The sequence below is a fragment of the Pseudomonas sp. GW821-FHT03A09 genome (assembly GCF_059421065.1).
Genome location: NZ_JBWKUX010000001.1, coordinates 399,130 through 420,888, shown reverse-complemented (window position 1 = coordinate 420,888; position 21,759 = coordinate 399,130). Strand labels below are relative to the sequence as shown.

The following is a 21,759-nucleotide window of genomic DNA, read 5'->3' as shown; positions in this document are numbered from 1 at the left end:
CGCCATTCAGGCCCATCTTAGATAAGAAATCTCCGGTGGCGAATGTAAAAATTTCTCCAGCCTAATTTGGAGAGTCCCCATGCACGCCGTCGAAACCCACCAGCCTGTTGCCCGCGTCGATGCCTGGGCCGTCAACAGCGCCCATTGCCAAGCGCATTACCGCATCGTGGCCGAGGCCGAGCCCGATGTGTTGTGCCGTGTGCTCAACTATTTCGCGTTGCAGTTCCTGACACCACGGCAAGTCACTGTGGACCGCGAGGACGACCTGCTGAACATCGATATCGTGATGGACGGTTTGAGCTGGCACCGCGCCCAAGTGATCAGTGAAAAGATTCGAAACCTGATCAGCGTGTGCTCGCTGGACCTGTGGCCGGTTGACTCTGCGGAGCCTCAGGCGCGGGTAGCGGTTGCTCAGTAAAGGCCTGCAATACACGACCGGGGAAAGATGTTCAGGGGCTCGCTAGCCTGGGGTTTACCTCCACTGCCCCCAGGAAAACCGCCATGCCCGTTGATCAACGTTTGGAACTTCACCCGATGCTGCCGGCATTGATCGACGGGGGGCTGATCACTTACGATGTTGCACAGCGCTTGGCGAAGCTACCGGCCAGCAACACCCAGCATCCCCTGGAATGTATCGCCGCCCAAGGCCCCTGCCTGGAAACCCTGACCCAGTGGCTGGCCCGGCACGCCGGACAACCTTATTGGCGTATCGATCCGCTGAAGATCGACGTGGCGGCAGTCGTGCCCTTGATGTCCCATGCCTTCGCACTGCGCCACACTATTCTCGTGGTGGCTGTAGACGCACAGACCGTCACCGTCGCCAGCGCGCAACCCTATGTCACCGGCTGGGAAGCCGGGTTGGCGCAAGTGCTCAAGCGTTCGATCAAACGCGTGGTCGCCAACCCCCAAGACATTCAGCGCTGCATCGACGAGTTCTACCGGCTGGCCAAGTCGGTCAGCAGCGCAGACCAGAAGGTGGCGGTACCCGGCAACTTTGAATTGCTCAACCTCGGCGCCAGCGATAAAGAACCGGATGCCAATGACGCGCATATCGTCAACATCGTCGACTGGCTGTTGCAGTACGCCTTTGGCCAGCGGGCCAGCGACATACACATCGAACCTTGTCGCGAACAAGGTCGCGTGCGCTTTCGCATCGACGGGCTGTTGCACGACGTCTATCAGTTTCCCCCCCAAGTCACGATGGCGGTGGTCAGCCGCCTGAAAAGCCTGGGCCGGATGAATGTAGCGGAGAAACGCAAACCCCAGGACGGCCGGGTCAAGACCAAAAGCCCGGCGGGCGTCGAAGTGGAACTGCGCCTTTCAACCTTGCCGACAGCATTTGGCGAAAAACTGGTCATGCGGATCTTCGACCCGCAGGTACTGCTCAAGGATTTCGATCAGTTGGGTTTGTCGCCCGCTGACCAGCAGCGTTGGCGCGGCATGACCGGCCAGGCCAACGGCATCATCCTGGTCACCGGCCCTACCGGCTCGGGCAAGACCAGCACGCTTTACGCCACGCTAAAACAACTGGCGACCCGTGAGGTCAACCTGTGCACGGTGGAGGACCCGATCGAGATGGTCGAACCCGCCTTCAACCAGATGCAGGTACAGCACAACATCGACCTGACCTTCGCCAGTGGCATTCGCGCGCTGCTACGCCAAGACCCCGACATCATCATGATCGGCGAGATCCGCGACCAGGAGACTGCAGAGATGGCCATCCAGGCCGCACTCACCGGGCACCTGGTGCTGTCGACCCTGCATACCAACGATGCGCCCAGCGCTATCAGTCGTTTGCAGGAACTAGGAATTGCTCATTATTTGATCAAAGCTACGCTGATAGGAGTGATGGCGCAGCGTTTGGTACGTCTCTTGTGCCCTCACTGCAAGCGCGTGGTGCATGCGCAGGAGTACTCCCACTAGGCTGTCGGGTGCTCGGAGTGTCGCGACAGCGGCTATCTAGGCAGGGCCGGACTCTATGAAATCATGCTGATGGACGAGCCGCTCAAGGCACTGATCACTCCCGGTACCGATGTGCAGGTGCTACGCCGGGCAGCCGTTGAGCGAGGCATGTGCAGCCTGCGCATGGCCGGTATCGAGAAAGTGAACGCCGGCCTGACCACGATGGTAGAAGTATTACGGGTAACGCCTGGGGATTCAGAAACAAATCCTTTGATAGTTGGACCGTGAAACCGTTCTTATCCGTGACCAGGCCGTTACAATTGGTCGAACGTCGTTTTACTGACACCTTCAGATAGGGAATCGCTATGCAGATCGGAACCGTACTGCTTCTGTTCGTGGGGTTGGCCATCGCCATCCTGTTCATGGGTTTCAAAGTGGTGCCCCAGGGCTACCAATGGACAGTCGAGCGTTTCGGCCGCTACACCAACACCCTCAAACCCGGCCTCAACATCATCATCCCGGTCATGGACCGTATCGGTCGCAAGATCAACATGATGGAAAGCGTGCTGGATATCCCGCCCCAGGAAGTGATTACCGCCGACAACGCCACTGTGCAGATCGACGCTGTGTGCTTCTTCCAAGTGGTCAATACCGCCCAGGCGGCCTATGAGGTCAACAACCTCGAACATGCCATCCGCAACCTGCTGCAGACCAATATCCGTACCGTGCTCGGCTCCATGGAGCTGGATGCGATGCTGAGCCAACGCGATGGCATCAACGAAAAACTGCTGCGCACGGTCGATGAAGCCACGGCGCCGTGGGGCATCAAGATCACCCGCATCGAGATCAAGGACATCAGCCCACCTGCCGATCTGATGGCCGCCATGTCCGGCCAGATGAAAGCCGAGCGGATCAAGCGTGCACAAATCCTGGAGGCCGAGGGCTTGCGAGCGTCGGCGATCCTGACGGCCGAAGGCAAGAAGCAGGCTCAGATCCTGGAGGCCGAGGGTAGTCGTCAGGCGGCATTCCTTGAGTCGGAGGCTCGTGAACGCCAGGCAGAAGCTGAGGCCCGTGCGACACAAGTGGTTTCCGAGGCTATCGCGTCGGGCAACGTGCAGGCGGTGAACTACTTCGTCGCGCAAAAATACATCGATGCGCTAGGCAAGCTGGCTTCGGCCAACAACAGCAAGGTAATCCTGATGCCACTGGAGGCCAGTCAAATGATCGGTGCCGTCGGGGGTATCGGCGAGATCGTCAAGGCCACCTTCGACAACAAGAAAGGCTGAGGCAGTCGCCATGTGGGATTTCCTGCAGCATCTGTCGTTCTGGGATTGGCTGGCACTGGGCACGGTGCTGTTGATCCTTGAGGTATTCGGCGCCGGTGGTTACCTGCTGTGGATGGGCATCGCGGCGGCGGTCGTGGGCGTGATCAAGTTCCTGATCCCGCCGCTCGGCCTGGAATGGCAACTGCTGCTGTTCGCCGTGTTGTCGATCCTGACGGCGGTGTACTGGTGGAAACGCCAGCGCAGCAGCGCCAAGGTCAGCGACCAGCCGGGACTGAACATGCGTGGTTCAGAGCTGATCGGGCGCATATTTGTGGTGCATCAAGCAATCGTCGATGGCCGGGGCAAGATAAAAGTCGGTGATGGCGTCTGGATGGTGACCGGCCCGGACAGCCCCGTAGGTACTCAAGTACGCGTTATTGCTCAGAATGGGGCGATTTTGCACGTCGAAACTGTTTAGTCAGTGATGGAACTCGGTTGGGTTAACTACAATCAAACTGTTCAGATAACCCACCCGGAGTCACCCATCATGCGTCTCAAATATGCCGTCGCTACCCTCGCCGTGCTTTCTCTTCCTGTCGGCTCAGCCATGGCCGACAGCTTCTGGCGCAATGTCATCTCATCGGGTGCCACCACCGGCTCGACGTACCTGACCTTCAAAGACCACAAGCTGGTGGTTGCCGCACAAGACGACGCCGGCAGCTTCGTTGCCAGCGACGGCGGCATTCGCGGCCCGTACCTGGAGGCCGCCATGCAGAAAGTCCGCGCCGACAACCCTGGCCTGAAGGCTACCGACATGGAATTGGCCAACGCCATCCTGGCGAAAAACGCCGTGACCGAGTAACACCGCCCCCTGGAAAATGCCGCTTTTTGAAGCGGCATTTTTTTGCCCGTATCATGACGATTCATTCACGCGTGACAGGCTATATTCAGTCGAACCGTGCAACCATGCGGTACTGACACGTCTATTACTCATCGCCTACCTGAAACGGATGCCTTCTTCGTCATGAGCTCACAGCCTTTTCTGCCGTTTTCCAAACCTACCATTGATGAAGCCACCATCTCGGCGGTCGGCGATGTACTGCGCTCCGGCTGGATCACCAGCGGACCGAAAGTGCAGGCATTCGAAGCTCAACTGTCGGAATATTTTGGCGGCCGCCCGGTGCGCACGTTCAACTCGGGCACCTGCACCATGGAGATCGCCTTGCGTATCGCCGGTATCGGCCCTGGGGATGAAGTCATCACCACCCCGATCTCCTGGGTCGCCACCGCCAACGTGATCCTGGAAGTGGGCGCCACCCCGGTGTTTGCCGATATCGACCCGGTCACCCGCAATATCGACCTGGCCCAGGTGGAAGCCGCCATTACCCCACGTACCAAGGCGATCATTCCGGTGTACCTGGCAGGCCTGCCCCTGGACATGCCAATGCTGTATGCGCTGGCGAACAAGTACAACCTGCGCATCATCGAAGACGCTGCCCAGGCGTTGGGCTCCAGTTGGGATGGCGAACGTATCGGCGCGACCGGTGACTTCGTGTCGTTCAGCTTCCAGGCCAACAAGAACATCACTTCCTCCGAAGGCGGTTGCCTGGTGTTGAACAACGCCGAGGAAGCGCGTCTGGCAGAGAAGTATCGCCTGCAGGGCGTTACCCGTACTGGCTTCGACGGCCTGGATGTGGATGTGCTGGGCGGCAAGTTCAATATGACCGACATCGCCGCAGCCATCGGCCTGGGACAATTTGCCCATATCGAAAAAATCACCGCCCACCGCCAGAGCCTGGCACGGCATTACTTCAAGTGCTTCGGCAGTGACTTTGAAGAGAAGTACGGCGCGCAACTGCCGCCGGCGGACTTCGAAAACAGCAACTGGCACCTGTTCCAACTGGTACTGCCAGAGCGTAAAGACGGTTTGCCGGCACGTGCGACGTTCATGGAGCAAATGCAGGCTCATGGCGTCGGCATTGGCTATCACTACCCGCCGATTCACCTGTTGAGCCTGTATCGGGCACAGGGATTCAAGGAAGGCATGTTCCCGGTGTCTGAGCGTGTGGGACGTTTGATCGTGTCGTTGCCGATGTTCACGGCAATGACAGAAGCGGACGTGGAGCGGTCGGTTGCGGCCGTCAAAGCGGTGCTGAAAGCCGATTAAGCTCCACCACAATCAAATGTGGGAGCTGGCTTGCCTGCGATGCAAACACCTCGGTGGTTCAGTCACACCCCGGTGATGCTATCGCAGGCAAGCCAGCTCCCACAGTGATTTGCTTGGCTTCTACTACCGGCGTTTACTCGCCGATGGCGGCTTTGTAGCCGGCGGCATCCAGCAGTTTTTCCAGGTCGGCCGGGTTGCTTGGCTTGAGCTTGAAGATCCAGGCACCGTACGGGTCAGAGTTCAGCAGTTCCGGGCTTGCGCTCAACTCCTCGTTGACGGCAATCACTTCACCAGCGACCGGCGCGTAGATGTCCGACGCTGCCTTTACCGATTCAACCACCCCAGCCTGACCTTCAGCATCAAACGTGGCGCCTACTTCGGCCAACTCAACAAACACCACATCCCCCAACGCTTCCTGAGCATGGTCGGAGATCCCGACGGTCACGGTGCCGTCAGCTTCCAGACGAGCCCATTCGTGACTTTCGGCAAAACGCAGTTCGGCAGGGATATCGCTCATAGTCTGTGTCCTCAAGAAGAAATGTCAGCGGCCTTTGGCCTGCCGGAAATAGGTTAGATCAAGGTTTTGCCATGGCGCACGAAGGTCGGCTTGACCACTCGAACCGGGTACCACTTGCCGCGGATTTCCACTTCGGCCCGATCGGCGGTGGCCGTCGGTACACGCGCCAGGGCAATGGATTTGCTCAGCGTAGGAGAGAAACTACCACTGGTGATCTCTCCTTCGCCAACATTGGCGATACGAACCACTTGATGAGCGCGCAAAACCCCGCGCTCCTCCAGCACCAGCCCGACCAATTTGAACTGCACACCCGCCGCTTTTTCCGCCTCAAGTGCAGCACGGCCGATGAAATCACGCTCGGCAGGCTCCCAGGCAATGCTCCAGGCCATATTGGCCACGAGTGGCGAAACGTCCAGGTGAATGTCCTGGCCGTACAGGTTCATACCGGCTTCCAGGCGCAGCGTGTCACGAGCGCCGAGGCCGATGGGTGAAATGCCGGCACCCACCAGGTCGTTGAAGAAACCTGGAGCCTGATCGGCAGGCAAAACGATTTCAAGGCCATCTTCGCCGGTATAACCCGTGCGGGCGATAAACCAATCGCCGTCGGCCTGGCCCTCAAAAGGCTTAAGCTGGTGGATCAGGGCGCCACGCGACTGGGTGACCAGTTCGGCGATTTTCTGCCGGGCATGCGGGCCTTGGATAGCCAGCATGGCCAACTCGGACCGCTCCTGCAGTTGTACCGAGAAACGACCCAACTGGGCCTGCATCCAGGCCATGTCCTGGTCGCGGGTGGCGGCGTTGAACACCAGCCGGTACCCCGTGTCGGTGCGGTAGACGATCATGTCATCCACCACGCCGCCCTGCTCGTTGAGCATGGCGCTGTATAACGCACGGCCACAGCCATGCAGACGATCCACATCATTGGCCAGCAAGTGCTGGAGCCATTCCTTGGCCTGAAGGCCTGTGACATCGATCACGGTCATATGGGATACATCAAACACCCCGCAGTCGCGTCGCACCTGATGGTGTTCTTCAACTTGCGAACCGTAATGCAGAGGCATATCCCAACCGCCAAAATCGACCATTTTCGCGCCGAGGGCGAGATGCAGGTCATACAGAGGCGTACGCTGTCCCATGGGTTTCTCCTTCCGGGCTTGGCGAAGGTGCGCGGAGCTGCTGTTCGCGCCTGAACACCTTGAATTACAAGGCTTCCAGCCACGCCCAGCGACCCGCTCCGAAAGACGAAGCGCACCGAATGCCGCGCATTGTAGCCGCAAGCCGTAGTACTGGCACCTAACCGATTTGCCGTGCAGACCTGCGAATCAGCCCGATGACCGGCAACAAGCCTACCAACACCAGCGTCAGCGCCGGCAAAGAGGCTCGCGCCCATTCGCCCTCACTGGTCATTTCAAAGATGCGCACCGCCAAGGTATCCCAGCCGAACGGGCGCATCAGCAGGGTAGCGGGCATTTCCTTGAGGACATCCACGAACACCAACAGTGCCGCGCTCATCGCCCCCGGAAGCAGTAACGGCAGATACACTTTGCAAAACAGTCGCGGGCCACCCACACCGAGACTGCGCGCCGCTTCCGGCAACGAGGGGCGGATACGCGCCAGGCTGTTTTCCAGCGGCCCATAGGCCACCGCCAGGAATCGCACGAGATATGCCAACACCAACGCCGACAAACTGCCCAGCAGCAGCGGTTTGCCCGCACCGCCCAGCCAGCCGGACAGCGGCACCACCAGTTCACGGTCCAAATAGCTGAACGCCAGCATGATCGACACCGCCAGCACCGAGCCCGGCAAGGCATAGCCGATATTGGCCAGGCCGACGCCGGAGCGAATCGCTCGTGTCGGCGCCAGACGGTTGGCGAAGGCCAATATCAACGCCACGCTGACCGTAATCAGCGCTGCGATACCACCCAGGTAGAGGGTGTGAACAATCAACCCGGCGTAACGCTCATCCAGGTCAAACCGGCCACGCTGCCAGAACCACGCAATCAGTTGCAGCATCGGAATCACAAAAGCACAGGCGAACACCAACAGACACCAACCACTGGCCATCGCGGCCTTGAGCCCATGCAGGTGATACAGCGCCTTACCTCGCGGCCGCTCATTGCTCGGGCGGCTCGCCCCACGGGCGCGTCGTTCCCCATACAGCACCAGCATGACGACCAGCAGTAACAGGCTGGCCAACTGTGCCGCGCTGGACAGGCTGAAAAAGCCGTACCAGGTCTTGTAGATCGCCGTGGTGAACGTGTCGAAGTTGAACACCGAGACGGCGCCAAAATCCGCCAGTGTCTCCATCAACGCCAAGGCGACACCCGCACCAATCGCCGGCCTGGCCATGGGCAACGCCACACGCCAGAACGCCTGCCATGGCGACTGCCCCAGCACGCGCGCCGCTTCCATCAGGCCTTTGCCTTGGGCGAGAAACGCGGTGCGCGCCAGCAGGTAGACATACGGGTAGAACACCAACACCAACACGATGATCACGCCACTGGTGGAACGCACTCGTGGCAGACGCAGCCCCGCGCCAAACCATTCACGCAGCAGGGTTTGCACCGGACCTGCGAAATCCAGCAGGCCGACAAACACGAAGGCCAACACATAGGCCGGAATCGCAAACGGCAGCATCAGCGCCCAATCGAGCCAGCGCCGTCCGGGGAATTCACACAGGCTGGTCAGCCACGCCAGGCTGACGCCCAGCAGCGTCACACCGACACCCACCCCCAGCACCAACGTCAAGGTGTTGCCCAGCAGCCGCGGCATCTGGGTTTCCCAGAGGTGGGACCAGATCTGCGCATCGATGCTTTGCCAGGACAACAGCAGCACGCTCAGCGGCAGCAGCACCAGGGCGGCGACGGTGAAGACCGGCAGGTACCAGCGGCGTTGGGCGGGGTGGGCCAAGGAAAAGCTCTCAGGAAAATGAAATCTCGAAGTTACCACTAACCAATGTGGGAGCTGGCTTGCCTGCGATAGCATCACCTGGGTATCACTGATACACCGAGGTGTCTGCATCGCAGGCAAGCCAGCTCCCACATTTAAACCTGCTTCAGTTCCAGCCGGCGCGATCCATCAAGCGAATCGCCTCGGCCTGGCGCTTGCCCGCCACTTCCACCGGCAGGGTGTCCGCCACGAACTTACCCCAGGTTGCCACTTCCGCCGAAGGTGGCACCGCCGGGTTGGCCGGGAACTCCTGGTTCACATCGGCAAAGATCTTCTGCGCCTCCGGCGTGGTCATCCACTCCACCAGTGCCTTGGCCGCTTCCGGGTGCGGCGCGTGCTTGGTCAGGCCAATACCCGACAGGTTCACGTGCACGCCACGGTCGCCCTGGTTCGGCCAGAACAACTTCACCGCCAGGTTCGGGTTCTGCTTGTGCAGGCGACCATAGTAGTAGGTGTTGACGATGCCCACATCGCACTGCCCCGCATTGATGGCTTCGAGTACTGCGATGTCATCGGAGAACACATCGGTGGACAGGTTGTTGACCCAGCCCTTGACGATTTCTTCGGTCCTGGACGCACCGTGGGTTTCGATCAAGGTGGCGGTCAGCGACTGGTTGTAGACCTTCTTCGCCGTACGCAGGCACAGGCGGCCTTCCCACTGTTTGTCGGCCAGGGCTTCGTAGGTGGTCAGGTCTCCGGTTTTTACCCGGTCGGTGGAATAGGCGATGGTCCGTGCGCGCAGGCTCAAACCCGTCCAGGCATGGGCGGACGAGCGGTATTGCAGGGGAATGTTCTTGTCGATCACCTCGGAGGTGAACGGCTGCAGGATACCCATTTGCTCGGCTTGCCAGAGGTTGCCGGCATCAACGGTGAGCAGCAGGTCGGCAGTGGCGTTCTCGCCTTCGGCCTTGATGCGCTGCATCAGCGGGGCTTCCTTGTCAGTGATGAACTTCACCTGCACGCCGGTCTTCTTGGTGTAGGCGTCGAACACCGGCTTGATCAGTTCGTCGATGCGCGAGGAGTAGACCACGACTTCGTCGGCGGCCTGCACGGTGGTGCTGCCGATGAGGGTGAGTGCCAGGGCAGTCAGGAGGCGCTTGGGTGCCAACATGGGTGCGGTCTCTCATTTGCAAAAAGAGCGCAAATGATAAGGACTCACATTTGGTAGCGCTCGGCGGAGGCGTTACCAGATGTTGCATAGCCGGGATTTGCGGTGCGGCTAATGGCCTCATCGCGGGCAAGCCCGGCTCCCACAGGGGATTGAATTTCAACCTCAGGGTTTGGCGAGCTCCGGGAGATCACCGGTCAGGCCCAGCGCCTGACGCACAAACACTGCCTTGGCTTCGGGCATCTGGTCGACCATTTTCAAGCCGGCATTACGCAGCCAGCGCAGCGGCAGCTGATCGGCCTGGAATAACCGTTCAAAGCCTTCCATCGCTGCCATCAACGCCAGGTTATGCGGCATGCGCCGACGCTCGTAACGGCTCAGCACCTTCACGTCCGCCAGGCGTTCACCGCGTTCGGTGGCCGACAACAACACTTCAGCCAGAACGGCGGCATCGAGGAAGCCCAGGTTCACACCCTGTCCCGCCAATGGGTGGATCACGTGGGCAGCGTCGCCGATCAACGCCAAGCCTTCTGCCACGTAGCGCTTGGCATGCCGCTGGCGCAACGGCACGCACACACGAGGGTCAGCACTGACCACCGTGCCGAGTCGCCCTTCAAAGGCGCGCTCCAGCTCACGGCAGAAGCGTTCATCATCCAGCGCCATCAGCCGCTCGGACTCAGCTGGCGTGGTCGACCAGACGATCGAACACCAATCCTCCTGCCCATCGCGCACCAAAGGCAGAAACGCCAACGGGCCGGTATCTGTAAAACGTTGCCACGCCGTGCGCTGGTGCGGCTGGCTGCTGCGCACACTGGTGACAATGGCGTTATGCAGGTAATCCCATTCACGAGTCACCGTGCCGGTCAGACGGCGTACGGCAGAGTTGGCGCCATCAGCAGCGATGACCAGCGGCGCACGCAGTTTGCGGCCATCAGCCAGGGTCAGCAGCCAGTCATCGCCGGAGCGACGCATCTGTTCCAGGCGCGCATTGGCCAGAAGGCCGAGATCGCAATCATGCAGGCGGTCGAGCAAGGCATCCTGAACCACGCGGTTCTCGACGATATGCCCCAACACGTCGGCATGCACGCTGGCGGCCGAAAAGTGGACCTGCCCCGTGCCGCTGCCATCCCACACCTGCATCTCGCCGTAAGGGCTGGCACGCCGCTCGACGATGCCCTCCCACACGCCAAGCCGCTCGAGGATATGCTGGCTGGCAGCCGACAAGGCGCTCACACGAGGCTCGAAAGCGGCCTCACGGTCGAATGGCTTGACACTCAACGGGCTGCCGTCGAGCAGCAGCACTTGCAAGCCACTGCCCTGCAACGCCAGCGCCAGGGCGCTTCCGACCATTCCGGCCCCGACAATCAGCACATCTGCGCGCATGTCCATGCTTTAAGCCTTGTCTCGTGTGCGGCACAGGCCGCGAATGAAGTGATGGGCGGGTTCAAACATCAGGACGCGTGCCCAGGCCCATGGCCTGACGGGCGAACCAACGTTTGGCCGGCGGCAGCAAGTCCAGCCCCAACAGGCCCAGGTTACGGCCCACCGCCACCAGCGGTTGCGCACTGCCAAACAGGCGTGTGACCTGGTCGGAGAAGCCTACGGTCAGGTTCTGGTCCAGACGCTGGCGCTCGCGATAACGCTGCAAAGTCGCCAGGTCACCCGGCACCGCCGGACCGGCCAGCAGAGCCTCGGCCAAGGCGTTGGCATCGCGCAGGGACAGGTTGAAGCCTTGCCCGGCAATCGGGTGCAGGCTGTGAGCAGCATTGCCGAGGATTACCAGGTGCGAGCGCACTTGCTCTTCGGCTTCCACCAAGGTCAGCGGATACAGGTGACGGGCGCCGACTTGCTTCAGGGTGCCCAGGCGGTAGCCGAACACGCCCTGCAATTCACTCAGGAAGCTGCGTTCGTCGAGGTTGGCCAGGCGCTGGGCGTCCATGCCGAGGCGCGTCCAGACCAGCGCGCAACGGTTGTCCGGCAGCGGCAGCAGGGCCATCGGGCCTTCATCGGTGAAGCGTTCGAAGGCCTCTCCGTTGTGGGCTTCACTTGGGGTGATGTTGGCGATCAACGCGCTCTGGTTGTACGGACGGGTTTTGACCCCGATGCCCAGTTGCTCACGCAAACCGGAGCGGCCACCGTCGGCCAACACGGCCAGGTCGCATTCCAGCACGGTTTCATCGTTGAGCGTCAGGCGATAGCCGTCGGGCAGCGGCTCCATGCGTGTCACTTCCGCTGGGCAGCGCCAGCTGATCACGTCTTTGTCCAGGCCTTGCCACAGGCATTGGCCGAGCCAGGCGTTTTCCACCACGTAGCCCAGGGCAGGCACGCCCTCTTCCAGGGCGGACAACCGTGCGGTGGAGAAACGCCCACGGTCCGACACATGAATCTGCTTGATCGGCTCGGCGCGGCGGGAGATTTCCTGCCACAGGCCCAGGCGCTGATAAATCTGCCGGGCGCCAAATGACAGCGCCGATGAACGTGCGTCGTAGCTCGGCTGGTAAGTATCGCCGGGGGCGAACGGCTCGATCAGCACGATCTTCCAGCCACGGGCCTTGGCCCCGGCCTGCAAGGCCAGCGCCAGGCTGGCACCCACCAGGCCACCGCCGATAATCGCCAGGTTGACCCGGCTCATCGGGCTGCCGCCATCAGTGCTTCGATGTCGGCGACGGTCTTGGGCACACCGCCAGTCAGGATTTCACAGCCTTGCTTGGTCACTACCACGTCGTCCTCGATGCGTACGCCAATGCCACGCCATTTCTTTGCCACGTTCTGGTTGTCCGGCGAGATATAAATCCCCGGCTCCACGGTCAACGCCATGCCGACCTCCAGCACACGCCATTCACCACCCACTTTGTACTCGCCCACATCGTGCACATCCATGCCCAGCCAATGGCCGGCGCGGTGCATGTAAAAAGCGCGGTAGGCTTCGCTGGCAATCAGTTCATCGACATCGCCCTGCAACAATCCCAGCTTCACCAGCCCGGTGGTGATGACGCGCACCGTTGCCTCATGGGCCTGGTTCCAATGCTTGTTCGGTGCGATCTCGGCAAAGGCGGCCTCTTGGGAGGCCAGCACAATCTCGTAGATCGCCTTTTGCTCGGGCGAAAACTTGCCATTGACCGGCCAGGTGCGAGTGATATCGCTGGCATAGCAGTCGATCTCGCAGCCGGCGTCGATCAGCACCAGGTCGCCGTCCTTGAGCACCGCGTCATTCTGCTGGTAATGCAGGATGCAGCTGTTGCGCCCAGCGGCGACGATGGAGCCGTAGGCCGGCATCTTCGCCCCGCCTTTACGAAACTCGTAGTCCAGCTCGGCTTCGAGGCTGAACTCATGCAAACCGGCGCGACTGGCCTGCATCGCCTTCACGTGGGCCGCGCAGGAAATACGTGCAGCTTCACGCATCACCTTCACTTCTGCCGCCGATTTATACAGGCGCATGTCGTGGAGCAGATGATCCAGGGCAACGAATTCGTTCGGCGGCTGGGCGCCCAGGTGAGCTTTGGAGCGGATCACATTGATCCACTCCATCACATGCCGGTCGAACTCGGCGTTACTGCCCATGGCCGAATACACCCGGTCGCGGCCTTCGATCAGGCCAGGCAGGATGTCGTCGATATCGGTGATGGGAAAGGCATCGTCAGCGCCAAAGTCGCGGATCGCGCCTTCGGTGCCGGCACGCAGACCATCCCACAGCTCGCGTTCGGCATTGCGTTCGCGGCAGAACAGCACGTACTCGCCATGAAGGCGACCGGGCATCAGCACAATCACCGCTTCCGGTTCGGGGAAGCCGCTCAGGTACTGAAAATCGCTGTCCTGGCGGTACACGTGCTCCACATCACGGTTGCGGATCGCCACGGCGGCGGCTGGCAGGATCGCGATGCTGTTGGGTTCCATCTGCGCCATGAGCGCCTTGCGGCGCCGGGTGTATTCCGCTTTGGGGATATGAATCATGGGCAGATGGGCTTCCTTCTTAATGCAGCGACGGCTTGGGTGCAGCAGGTTCAGCGGACTTCTTGGTCTCGGTGAAAAGCAGCAGCGGTGCGACGCGCAGGTATTCCATGACTTCCATGTAGTCGCCTTCGCCGTCTTCGGACTCTTCCAGGGCATCTTGCACCTGGGAGATGGCGGCCAAATCCTGTAGCACTTCCTTGGCGTCGGTGCTCAGTTCCAGGCCGCCAGCGTTGACGCCGAAGCCGTGAAGGAAGCCTTGGCACCATTGGCCCAAGGCGGCGGCGCGCTCGGCGAGCGGCGCGTCGTCGGTCGGCAGCAGCAGGACCACGGTGACGTCATCACCGGTCAGCTCGCCCTTGACCATTTCCTGCAGGCCGATCAGCGCATTACGCACATTATCTTCTGGCTCTTTCTCCAGCAGCTCGGCCACATCGGCCAACCAGTTGTCAGCATCAAAGCCGACACCGGTGCAGCTGCGGCCCAGCAACACGCCGTGCAACTCGGCAGGCGAGCAAGGATGGCCGCTGGTGCTCAGCAGTTTGGAAAAAGCTTCGTACGGGGAGTTCTGAATAGGCATGGTGAGCTAGGCGCCAGACGGCGCAATGTCTAGAATGAAGCGCTGTATCCTAGCACCGGCAGACGTACCAAGACTATCGAGGGCGTCAGATCGTTTATCCTGCAGTTGCCATTCATCAGACAAATCCAGTGGAACCCAATGGAAGACACCGACCTGCAAGCGCTGATGGCCAGACTCGAACTGCTAATTGATCGGGTCGAGCAACTTAAGAGTCAAAACGGACTCCTATTAGCTCAGGAAAAGACCTGGCGCGAGGAACGCGCTCACCTCATTGAAAAAAACGAAATCGCCCGGCGTAAGGTCGAATCGATGATTTCGCGCCTGAAGGCCCTGGAGCAAGACTCATGAGTTCAAGCAATAGCGTAACCGTGCAGATCCTCGACAAAGAATACTCAATCATCTGCCCCCAGGAAGAACGCAACAACCTGGTGAGTGCCGCCCGTTACCTGGATGGCAAGATGCGTGAAATCCGCAGCAGCGGCAAAGTCATCGGCGCCGACCGTATCGCCGTGATGGCCGCGCTGAATATCACCCACGATCTGCTGCATAAGCAGGAACAGCCTGACGTGCAGGCCAGCGGGTCGACACGTGAACAGGTGCGTGACCTGCTGGAACGTGTGGATCTGGCGCTTTCCAGCGATTCAGACGCATCCAAGGGCTGATTGACGTGCCGGTTTAAGGTATACTCGCCCCACTCCCTGGCGTGTTTGCCAGTCGGCGATGTCCCTGAGCCGATTCGCACTACCCTGGAAGTTGCACGTTGGGCTGGTGTGCATGTCCGCTAGACGGAAAGCCTTAAAGCCTACTGCTTCTTCCACCTTGAACTTTCGGGTTCAAGGGCTAAGTCGACAGCGGCTCTGTCGGGGAGCCTGAATTCCCAAACTCAATGCCAGTCTTAGGACTGGCATTGTTTTATGAGCCGAAAACCATGACCGAACCTGCGCCGCTTTCCCGTCCGCAACTTCGACGCATGTTGCGCAAAGCCCGCCGCGAACTGTCGCCGAGCGAGCAGCGCCAGGCCGCCCATGGCCTGTATCGGCAACTGGCACAGCACCCGCTGTTTCGCCGGGCCAAACATATCTCGCTCTATCTACCGACGGACGGTGAAATCGATCCGCGCCTGCTGCTGCGCGCCGCCCAGCGTCGGGGCAAAGCCACCTACCTCCCAGTCCTCAGCGCCTGGCCGCGAACCAAGATGGTGTTCCAGCGCGTGCGACCTGGGGATACGTTGCTGCCGAACCGCTTTCGCATTCTTGAGCCACGGGTGAATGCCAATCGCCAACGCCAGATCTGGGCGCTGGACCTGGTGCTGCTGCCACTTGTGGGGTTTGATGACGTGGGCGGGCGCCTTGGCATGGGCGGCGGCTTTTATGACCGCAGCCTCGCCTACCTGGCGCGACGCAAAAGCTGGCGCAAACCGACGCTGCTGGGGCTGGCCCACGAATGTCAGAAGGTCGATCGATTGGCGCAGGCGAGCTGGGACGTGCCGTTGGCGGGCACTGTCACCGATAAACGCTGGTATGTTGCAAAACCGCCGCTGGAAACAGCGGCGCCTTGATAAAGAAGGGTGTTAACGCTTGAACGGTTGCGACTGCTGCTGAGTCAGTTCAACGGGAGCATCGGTCTTGTTCGACCACAGGCTCTGCGCGTACCCGGTGGTCACGACGCCCAGACCAAACAAAATAACCAAAATCCATAGTAAATCCGGTTTACGTTGCATCGATTGCCCCCCTTCAGGCACCTCGTACACGATGACAACAACGTTCAAAAGTAGTCCGTTGCAGCTGCGTCAAGCTTAAAATCCCGGCATTCTGCGTTAACGTGAACCAACACGCAAACCTTGACGCCAACCGACTGTCGGTTTGTCATGGAATTGCCCGACAACTTGCCCAGTGCCTTTTTCAGGAGCCCAAAAATGGCCTATTGGCTGATGAAATCCGAGCCCGATGAACTCTCCATCAAGGGCCTGGAAAAGCTTGGCGAAGCCCGCTGGGACGGGGTGCGTAACTACCAGGCGCGCAATTTCCTACGAGCCATGGCCGTGGGCGATGAGTTTTTCTTCTACCACTCCAGTTGCCCCGAGCCGGGCATTGCCGGCATCGGCAAAATCATCGAGGCAGCCTATCCGGACCCGACAGCGCTAGAACCAGATAGCCACTATTTCGACGCCAAGTCCACCCCGGAGAAAAATCCGTGGAGCGCAATCAACGTGGCCCACGTGAAAACCTTTCCCACAGTGCTGGGCCTTGGTTACTTGAAACAGCAAACCGCCCTCGCCGAACTGCCGCTGGTGCAAAAAGGCAGTCGCCTTTCAGTAATGGCCGTCACGCCGGAGCAATGGGCCGCAGTGATCAATCTGCTTTAACTGACCGGCATCAAGCCCTTCTCGGGGCACACCGGTCAAACTAGGACGCTAATGCCGCAGGATGCAGCCATGTCAACGAATCACCTTTTGTCCCGCCTTTTCGCCATCGCCCTGATCGCCCTGCTGGTCGGTGCCGGTGGCTTCGGTTATTGGCGCTCCACCCAAGACCGCTTGCCCGCCGGGCTGAGCATGGGCAATGGCCGCCTGGAATCCACCGAAGTACAAATTGCCGCCAAGATCCCCGGGCGCCTGGCCGAAGTGCGGGTGGACGAAGGCGACAAGGTGCTCAAGGGTCAATTGCTGGCGCGCATGGACACCCGCACCCTGGAAGCCCAGCGCGCCCAGGCCGAAGCCGAAGTGCTGCGCGCCAAGGAAAACTTCGCCGCCGCCGAAGCCAACGTGCAATTGCGCCAAAGCGAGCAACTGCTGGCCAACCAGGAGCTCAAGCGCACCCAGGAACTGTACAAACGCGGCTTCGCCAGCAGCCAGTTGATAGACCAGCAGCAAGCGCGCCAGAACACCGGCAATGCCGCCGTAATCGCCGCGCAAGCCCAGGTCAATTCGGTGAAAGCCGCCATCGGCGCCGCCGAGGCCCAGGTCACACAACTCACCAGCGAGATCGACGACAGCAGCCTGCGCGCGCCCATCGACGGGATCATCCAGTTGCGCCTGGCCGAGCCTGGCGAAGTGCTGGGCGCGGGAGGCCGTGTATTGTTGCTGATTGACCCGAATGATCAGTACATGAACCTGTACCTGCCCGCCTCCGTCACCGGGCGCCTGACCGTCGGCAGTGACGCGCGCATCCTGCTCGACGCCCTGCCCCAGCAACCGCTGCCGGCAAAAATCAGTTTCGTCGCCGCCAAATCCCAGTTCACCCCCAAAGAGGTGGAGACCCGCGACGAACGCCAGAAGCTGGTGTTCCGCGTCAAGCTGCGCCTGACTCAACCCAGCGCCGTGCCCCAGGCCAAACCGGGCATGCCCGGCGCCGGTTATGTGCGCACGGCTGATATCGACTGGCCGGCCAACCTGCAATGACCGGCCTGGCGCTGCACGCCACGGAGATCAACCACCGCTACGGCAAGCAACAGGCCCTGCTCGACATCGCGTTCAGCCTGCCGGCTGGCACCCGCTGCGGGCTGATCGGCCCGGACGGCGCGGGCAAGTCGAGCCTGCTGGGGTTGATCGCCGGGGTCAAGAAGCTCCAGCAAGGTCATCTGGAAGTGCTCGGCGGCTCCATCGAGAACCGCCGCCACCGCAACAGCCTGTACCCGCGCATCGCCTTTATGCCCCAGGGCCTGGGCGGCAACCTGTATCCCGAGCTGTCCATCAGCGAAAACATCCGCTTCTTCGCCACGTTGTTCGGCCTGTCCAAGGCCGATTGCGAGCAGCGCATGCACAACCTGCTGCTGGCCACCGACCTTGCACGCTTCGCCGAACGTCCCGCCGGCAAGCTTTCCGGCGGCATGAAGCAGAAGCTCGGCCTGTGCTGCGCGCTGATCCATGACCCAGACCTGTTGATCCTCGACGAGCCCACCACCGGCGTCGACCCACTGTCTCGCCGGCGCTTCTGGGAACTGGTAGAGACCGTCCGTAGCGAACGCCCGCAACTGACACTGCTGGTAGCTACGGCCTACATGGAAGAAGCCGAACAGTTCGAACACTGCCTGATGCTCGATCGCGGCAAGCTGATCGCTGACGGCCTGAGCCGGGAGCTGGCAGCCGCCACACCCAGCGGCAAACTGGACGACGCCTTCACTCACTTCCAGGGCGACAGCGCCCACGACAACCAACCGCTGGTCATTCCACCGCGTGAAGCCGCCAACGCAGACATTGCCATCGAGGCCCACGACCTGACCCTGCGCTTCGGCGACTTCACGGCCGTCAATAAAGTCAGCTTCGCCATCGGTCGTGGCGAAATTTTCGGTTTCCTCGGCTCCAACGGCTGCGGCAAGACCACCACCATGAAAGTGCTCACCGGGTTGATGCCGGCCACCGAAGGCCGTGCGATGCTGCTGGGCAACCCGGTGAACGCCAAGGACCTGGCGACCCGTAAGCGCGTGGGGTTCATGTCGCAAAGCTTCTCGCTGTACGGCGAACTCAGCGTGCGGCAAAACCTGGTGCTCCATGCGCAATTGTTCGATTTGCCTAAGGCTGACAGCGACCCGCGCATTGATGAACTGATCCAGCGCTTCGACTTGGGCGGTGTGGCCGAGCAACCTTCCGGCGAACTGCCCCTCGGCCTTCGCCAGCGCTTATCCCTGGCCGTGGCCGTGCTACATCGCCCCGAAGTGCTGATCCTCGATGAACCCACCTCAGGTGTCGACCCCGCAGCGCGGGATGATTTCTGGCGGCTGCTGATTGAGCTGTCCCGGGAACAGGGCGTGACAATCTTCCTGTCCACCCACTTCATGAACGAGGCCCAGCGCTGCGACCGTATTTCCCTGATGCACGCGGGGAAAGTGTTGGCCTGCGACACTCCTGACGCCCTGCAACAGCAGTTCCACGGCGACACGTTGGAGGCCGCCTTCGTCACCTGCCTGGAACAGGCCCAGGGCGAAACCGAAGCCACCACGCCGAACAAAACCGTCAGCGAAGCCAGCGCGCCACCAGTCAGCAAGCGCGGTTTCAGCCTGGCTCGGCTACTGGCGGTGGCCAGCCGCGAAGGCAAGGAGCTGCTGCGCGACAAAGTGCGCATGGCCTTCGCGCTGCTCGGGGCGATGTTCATGATGGTGATCTTCGGCTACGGCATTTCCCTGGACGTGGAAAACCTCGCCTTCGCCGTCTATGACCAGGACCAGACCCCACAAAGTCGCGCCTACCTGGAAGCATTCCGTAGCTCGCGCTACTTCGCCGAACAAGCGCCGATTCATGACGCCAATGAGCTGCACCGGCGCCTGCAACGCTCGGAAATCAAGTTGGCCCTGGAGATCCCGCCCGGATTTGGCCGCGACCTCTACGCCGGGCGCCAGCCCACGGTGGCCGCCTGGCTCGACGGTGGCATGCCGTTTCGCGCGGAAACCAGCCGCAACTATGTAGAGGCGGTGCACCAAGGCAATCTTCAACAGCTGGCCGAACTGAGCAGCCTGCCCCGCAGCACTCAAGCCGCCGCCAAACTGGAAACGCGCTTTCGCTACAACCAAGACGTAGTCAGCGTGAATGCCATCGGCCCCGGCGTGATGGCGCTGATCCTGGCATTTATCCCAGCCATGCTCACCGCCCTGGGCATCGTGCGCGAAAAAGAGCTGGGCTCGATCACCAACTTCTATGCCACGCCCCTGACCCGCTTGGAATTCCTGCTGGGCAAACAGGCGCCGTACCTGGCCGTCAGCCTGGTCAACCTGGCGCTGTTGGTGGCGATGAACCGCTGGTTGTTCGGCGTACCGTTCAAGGGCAGCGGCGTGGCCCTGGCGTTCGGCGGCTTGCTGTATGTACTGGCCACCACCAGCATGGGCCTGCTGATTTCCGCGTTTACCCGCACCCAGATCGCGGCGATCCTCGGCACCATGATCATTACCAGCCTGCCGACCATCCAGTTTTCCGGGCTGATCGTGCCGCGTTCATCCCTGGAAGGTGCCGCCGCGTTGATGGGCATGCTGTTCCCGGCGGGGCACTTCCTGGATATCGCAGTGGGCACGTTCACCAAAGCCCTGGACCTGCGCCAGCTGTGGCCGCAGTGCCTGGCGCTGTTTGGCTTTTTCGTCGGGTTCACCGGGTTGAGCCTGATCATGCTCAAGAAGCAGGAGGCCTGATGCACACGTTCGCGCATGTCCTGCGCCTGGGTCTCAAGGAACTGACCAGCCTGCGCCACGACAGTGTGTTGCTGCTGTTTCTGTTCTACGCCTTCACCGTGGCGATCTACATGCCCGCCGCCGGCTCGGTGATCGGCGTGCACAACGCCAGCGTGGCCTTTGTCGATGAAGACCACAGCGCGCTGTCGCGGCAGATGGCCGAGGCGCTGCAGCCACCCGAGTTCCAACCACCCGCACCGCTGGCCTACGACCAGTTGGACAAGGTCATGGACAGTGGCGAGTACACCTTCGTGATCAATGTACCGGCCAACTTCCAGGCAGACCTGTTGGCCGGGCGCCAACCGGGCGTGCAGGTGAACGTCGATGCAACGGCGATGAGCCAGGCCTTCATGGGCGCAGGCTATATCGGCCGGATTTTCCAGCGTGAGTTGCAGCGCTACAGCGGCCAGGCCGATGCCGCCGGCAAGGCGCCGGCGCAACTGACCACGCGGGCACTGTTCAACACCAACCTGGAAGGCGGCTGGTTCCTGGCAGTGATCCAGATCGTCAACAACATCACCATTCTTGCCATCGTGCTGACCGGCACGGCGCTGCTGCGTGAGCGCGAACATGGCACCCTCGACCATTTGCTGGTGCTGCCGCTGACCGCGCTGGAAATCATGCTGGCGAAAATCTGGAGCAACATGCTGGTGGTGGTGCTGTGCACCTGGCTGTCGGTGGAGCTGGTGGTGAAGGGCTTGCTCGGCGTGCCGCTGGCCGGGTCGTTGGGCCTGTTCCTGCTGGTGACGGCGCTGTATCTGTTCGCCAGCACTGCCCTGGGGATTTTCCTCGCCACCCTCGCCCGATCGACGCCGCAGTTCGGCTTGCTGGCGATCCCGGTGATCATCCCGATGCTGCTGCTCTCAGGCGGCAGCACGCCGCTGGACAGCATGCCCGAATGGTTGCAGTGGGTGATGCAGGGCTCGCCGTCAACGCACTTTGTGAGCTTGAGCGCGGCGATTCTGTTCAGGGATGCGGGCGTGAGCGTGGTGTGGCCGGATTTGCTGGCGCTGGCGGGGATTGGGTTGGTGTTTTTTGCGGTGGCGTTGGCGCGATTCAGGAAAAGCCTGGCGTCCTGAGGTGGCTGTACCGCCGTCATCGGGGGCAAGCCCCCTCCCACATTTGATCGCATTCCAACTGTGGGAGGGGGCTTGCCCCCGATAGTCGCGT

The 21,759-nt window shown here is 61.1% G+C and carries 21 protein-coding genes, 1 other RNA gene and 1 pseudogene; 14 read left to right on the top strand and 9 right to left on the bottom strand.

Going from position 1 to position 21,759, the window contains the following annotated elements:
* Positions 1-79: 79 nt before the first annotated feature.
* From AC07V4_RS01970 to AC07V4_RS01945, 6 genes and pseudogenes are all read left to right on the top strand, one after another.
* The gene (locus tag AC07V4_RS01970) at positions 80-418 is read left to right on the top strand and encodes an ACT-like domain-containing protein (RefSeq protein WP_492635030.1); all 339 of its coding nucleotides are present in this window, start codon (positions 80-82) and stop codon (positions 416-418) included.
* Between the two features lie 83 nt (positions 419-501).
* Positions 502-2,190, top strand: a pseudogene (locus tag AC07V4_RS01965) (GspE/PulE family protein).
* Positions 2,191-2,267: 77 nt separating this feature from the next.
* Positions 2,268-3,188 (top strand): SPFH domain-containing protein, encoded by a 921-nt coding sequence (locus tag AC07V4_RS01960; protein ID WP_492635031.1) that lies wholly within the window; start codon positions 2,268-2,270, stop codon positions 3,186-3,188.
* A 10-nt stretch (positions 3,189-3,198) separates the two neighbouring features.
* Positions 3,199-3,645, top strand: coding sequence for an NfeD family protein (locus tag AC07V4_RS01955; RefSeq protein ID WP_492635032.1), 447 nt, complete (start codon positions 3,199-3,201; stop codon positions 3,643-3,645).
* 69 nt (positions 3,646-3,714) lie between these two features.
* Positions 3,715-4,029, top strand: a complete 315-nt coding sequence (locus AC07V4_RS01950; RefSeq protein WP_043046966.1) for a DUF2388 domain-containing protein — start codon at positions 3,715-3,717, stop codon at positions 4,027-4,029.
* Between the two features lie 162 nt (positions 4,030-4,191).
* Positions 4,192-5,334, top strand: a complete 1,143-nt coding sequence (locus AC07V4_RS01945; RefSeq protein WP_492635033.1) for a DegT/DnrJ/EryC1/StrS family aminotransferase — start codon at positions 4,192-4,194, stop codon at positions 5,332-5,334.
* 133 nt (positions 5,335-5,467) lie between these two features.
* Here the strand turns inward: AC07V4_RS01945 and gcvH are convergent, their stop codons facing one another.
* The 8 genes from gcvH to AC07V4_RS01905 form a co-directional block, all read right to left on the bottom strand.
* Positions 5,468-5,851, bottom strand: a complete 384-nt coding sequence (gene gcvH, locus AC07V4_RS01940; protein ID WP_492635034.1) for a glycine cleavage system protein GcvH — start codon at positions 5,849-5,851, stop codon at positions 5,468-5,470.
* Positions 5,852-5,904: 53 nt separating this feature from the next.
* Positions 5,905-6,987 carry a glycine cleavage system aminomethyltransferase GcvT gene (gene gcvT / locus AC07V4_RS01935; protein WP_492635035.1) on the bottom strand — a complete coding sequence of 361 codons (1,083 nt, stop codon included), beginning with the start codon at positions 6,985-6,987 and terminating at the stop codon, positions 5,905-5,907.
* Between the two features lie 157 nt (positions 6,988-7,144).
* Positions 7,145-8,761, bottom strand: a complete 1,617-nt coding sequence (locus AC07V4_RS01930; RefSeq protein WP_492635036.1) for an ABC transporter permease — start codon at positions 8,759-8,761, stop codon at positions 7,145-7,147.
* A 145-nt stretch (positions 8,762-8,906) separates the two neighbouring features.
* Entirely contained in the window at positions 8,907-9,911 is a 1,005-nt protein-coding gene (locus tag AC07V4_RS01925; protein WP_492635037.1) for an extracellular solute-binding protein, read from the bottom strand.
* A gap of 162 nt (positions 9,912-10,073) precedes the next feature.
* Positions 10,074-11,291 (bottom strand): 2-octaprenyl-3-methyl-6-methoxy-1,4-benzoquinol hydroxylase, encoded by a 1,218-nt coding sequence (locus AC07V4_RS01920; RefSeq protein ID WP_492635290.1) that lies wholly within the window; start codon positions 11,289-11,291, stop codon positions 10,074-10,076.
* 61 nt (positions 11,292-11,352) lie between these two features.
* Positions 11,353-12,540: a 2-octaprenyl-6-methoxyphenyl hydroxylase gene (gene ubiH, locus AC07V4_RS01915; protein ID WP_492635038.1), complete on the bottom strand. Its 1,188-nt coding sequence runs from the start codon at positions 12,538-12,540 to the stop codon at positions 11,353-11,355.
* On the bottom strand, positions 12,537-13,859 hold the full coding sequence (pepP, locus tag AC07V4_RS01910; RefSeq protein ID WP_492635039.1) for a Xaa-Pro aminopeptidase: 1,323 nt from the start codon (positions 13,857-13,859) through the stop codon (positions 12,537-12,539). The genes ubiH and pepP overlap by 4 nt, the downstream gene beginning before the upstream one ends.
* A 19-nt stretch (positions 13,860-13,878) precedes the next feature.
* On the bottom strand, positions 13,879-14,436 hold the full coding sequence (locus AC07V4_RS01905) for a YecA/YgfB family protein (RefSeq protein ID WP_492635040.1): 558 nt from the start codon (positions 14,434-14,436) through the stop codon (positions 13,879-13,881).
* Positions 14,437-14,574: 138 nt separating this feature from the next.
* Between AC07V4_RS01905 and AC07V4_RS01900 the strand changes: the two genes are divergently transcribed.
* The 4 genes from AC07V4_RS01900 to AC07V4_RS01885 all read left to right on the top strand — a co-directional run bounded on the left by AC07V4_RS01900 (position 14,575) and on the right by AC07V4_RS01885 (position 15,994).
* Entirely contained in the window at positions 14,575-14,784 is a 210-nt protein-coding gene (locus tag AC07V4_RS01900; RefSeq protein ID WP_003177365.1) for a TIGR02449 family protein, read from the top strand.
* Positions 14,781-15,098: a cell division protein ZapA gene (locus tag AC07V4_RS01895; protein WP_492635041.1), complete on the top strand. Its 318-nt coding sequence runs from the start codon at positions 14,781-14,783 to the stop codon at positions 15,096-15,098. The genes AC07V4_RS01900 and AC07V4_RS01895 overlap by 4 nt, the downstream gene beginning before the upstream one ends.
* Before the next feature lie 30 nt (positions 15,099-15,128).
* A non-coding RNA gene (gene ssrS / locus AC07V4_RS01890) (6S RNA) lies at positions 15,129-15,307 on the top strand.
* Between the two features lie 57 nt (positions 15,308-15,364).
* Complete coding sequence (locus AC07V4_RS01885) at positions 15,365-15,994, top strand: 5-formyltetrahydrofolate cyclo-ligase (protein ID WP_492635042.1); 630 nt, start codon at positions 15,365-15,367, stop codon at positions 15,992-15,994.
* Positions 15,995-16,006: 12 nt separating this feature from the next.
* Here the strand turns inward: AC07V4_RS01885 and AC07V4_RS01880 are convergent, their stop codons facing one another.
* Entirely contained in the window at positions 16,007-16,156 is a 150-nt protein-coding gene (locus AC07V4_RS01880) for a hypothetical protein (RefSeq protein ID WP_017253679.1), read from the bottom strand.
* A gap of 195 nt (positions 16,157-16,351) precedes the next feature.
* On the opposite strand from AC07V4_RS01880, the gene AC07V4_RS01875 reads away from it, so the two are divergent.
* The 4 genes from AC07V4_RS01875 (at position 16,352) to AC07V4_RS01860 (ending at position 21,668) form a co-directional block, all read left to right on the top strand.
* The gene (locus AC07V4_RS01875) at positions 16,352-16,801 is read left to right on the top strand and encodes an EVE domain-containing protein (protein ID WP_492635043.1); all 450 of its coding nucleotides are present in this window, start codon (positions 16,352-16,354) and stop codon (positions 16,799-16,801) included.
* A 69-nt stretch (positions 16,802-16,870) separates the two neighbouring features.
* Positions 16,871-17,836 (top strand): HlyD family secretion protein, encoded by a 966-nt coding sequence (locus AC07V4_RS01870; RefSeq protein ID WP_492635044.1) that lies wholly within the window; start codon positions 16,871-16,873, stop codon positions 17,834-17,836.
* Positions 17,833-20,550 (top strand): ribosome-associated ATPase/putative transporter RbbA, encoded by a 2,718-nt coding sequence (rbbA, locus tag AC07V4_RS01865; protein ID WP_492635045.1) that lies wholly within the window; start codon positions 17,833-17,835, stop codon positions 20,548-20,550. Before AC07V4_RS01870 ends, rbbA begins: the two co-directional genes overlap by 4 nt.
* Positions 20,550-21,668, top strand: a complete 1,119-nt coding sequence (locus tag AC07V4_RS01860; protein ID WP_492635046.1) for an ABC transporter permease — start codon at positions 20,550-20,552, stop codon at positions 21,666-21,668. The genes rbbA and AC07V4_RS01860 overlap by 1 nt, the downstream gene beginning before the upstream one ends.
* Positions 21,669-21,759: the final 91 nt, after the last annotated feature.

Excerpts from the sequence above, each read along its gene's own strand:
- AC07V4_RS01880 (WP_017253679.1), bottom strand. The coding sequence starts at position 16,156 with ATGCAACGTAAACCGGATTTACTATGGATTTTGGTTATTTTGTTTGGT.
- AC07V4_RS01895 (WP_492635041.1), top strand. The coding sequence starts at position 14,781 with ATGAGTTCAAGCAATAGCGTAACCGTGCAGATCCTCGACAAAGAATAC.
- AC07V4_RS01955 (WP_492635032.1), top strand. The coding sequence starts at position 3,199 with ATGTGGGATTTCCTGCAGCATCTGTCGTTCTGGGATTGGCTGGCACTG.
- AC07V4_RS01960 (WP_492635031.1), top strand. The coding sequence starts at position 2,268 with ATGCAGATCGGAACCGTACTGCTTCTGTTCGTGGGGTTGGCCATCGCC.
- AC07V4_RS01970 (WP_492635030.1), top strand. The coding sequence starts at position 80 with ATGCACGCCGTCGAAACCCACCAGCCTGTTGCCCGCGTCGATGCCTGG.
- AC07V4_RS01925 (WP_492635037.1), bottom strand. The coding sequence starts at position 9,911 with ATGTTGGCACCCAAGCGCCTCCTGACTGCCCTGGCACTCACCCTCATC.
- AC07V4_RS01860 (WP_492635046.1), top strand. The coding sequence starts at position 20,550 with ATGCACACGTTCGCGCATGTCCTGCGCCTGGGTCTCAAGGAACTGACC.
- AC07V4_RS01945 (WP_492635033.1), top strand. The coding sequence starts at position 4,192 with ATGAGCTCACAGCCTTTTCTGCCGTTTTCCAAACCTACCATTGATGAA.
- AC07V4_RS01870 (WP_492635044.1), top strand. The coding sequence starts at position 16,871 with ATGTCAACGAATCACCTTTTGTCCCGCCTTTTCGCCATCGCCCTGATC.
- rbbA (WP_492635045.1), top strand. The coding sequence starts at position 17,833 with ATGACCGGCCTGGCGCTGCACGCCACGGAGATCAACCACCGCTACGGC.
- gcvH (WP_492635034.1), bottom strand. The coding sequence starts at position 5,851 with ATGAGCGATATCCCTGCCGAACTGCGTTTTGCCGAAAGTCACGAATGG.
- pepP (WP_492635039.1), bottom strand. The coding sequence starts at position 13,859 with ATGATTCATATCCCCAAAGCGGAATACACCCGGCGCCGCAAGGCGCTC.
- AC07V4_RS01885 (WP_492635042.1), top strand. The coding sequence starts at position 15,365 with ATGACCGAACCTGCGCCGCTTTCCCGTCCGCAACTTCGACGCATGTTG.
- AC07V4_RS01950 (WP_043046966.1), top strand. The coding sequence starts at position 3,715 with ATGCGTCTCAAATATGCCGTCGCTACCCTCGCCGTGCTTTCTCTTCCT.
- ubiH (WP_492635038.1), bottom strand. The coding sequence starts at position 12,540 with ATGAGCCGGGTCAACCTGGCGATTATCGGCGGTGGCCTGGTGGGTGCC.
- gcvT (WP_492635035.1), bottom strand. The coding sequence starts at position 6,987 with ATGGGACAGCGTACGCCTCTGTATGACCTGCATCTCGCCCTCGGCGCG.
- AC07V4_RS01875 (WP_492635043.1), top strand. The coding sequence starts at position 16,352 with ATGGCCTATTGGCTGATGAAATCCGAGCCCGATGAACTCTCCATCAAG.
- AC07V4_RS01920 (WP_492635290.1), bottom strand. The coding sequence starts at position 11,291 with ATGCGCGCAGATGTGCTGATTGTCGGGGCCGGAATGGTCGGAAGCGCC.
- AC07V4_RS01905 (WP_492635040.1), bottom strand. The coding sequence starts at position 14,436 with ATGCCTATTCAGAACTCCCCGTACGAAGCTTTTTCCAAACTGCTGAGC.
- AC07V4_RS01900 (WP_003177365.1), top strand. The coding sequence starts at position 14,575 with ATGGAAGACACCGACCTGCAAGCGCTGATGGCCAGACTCGAACTGCTA.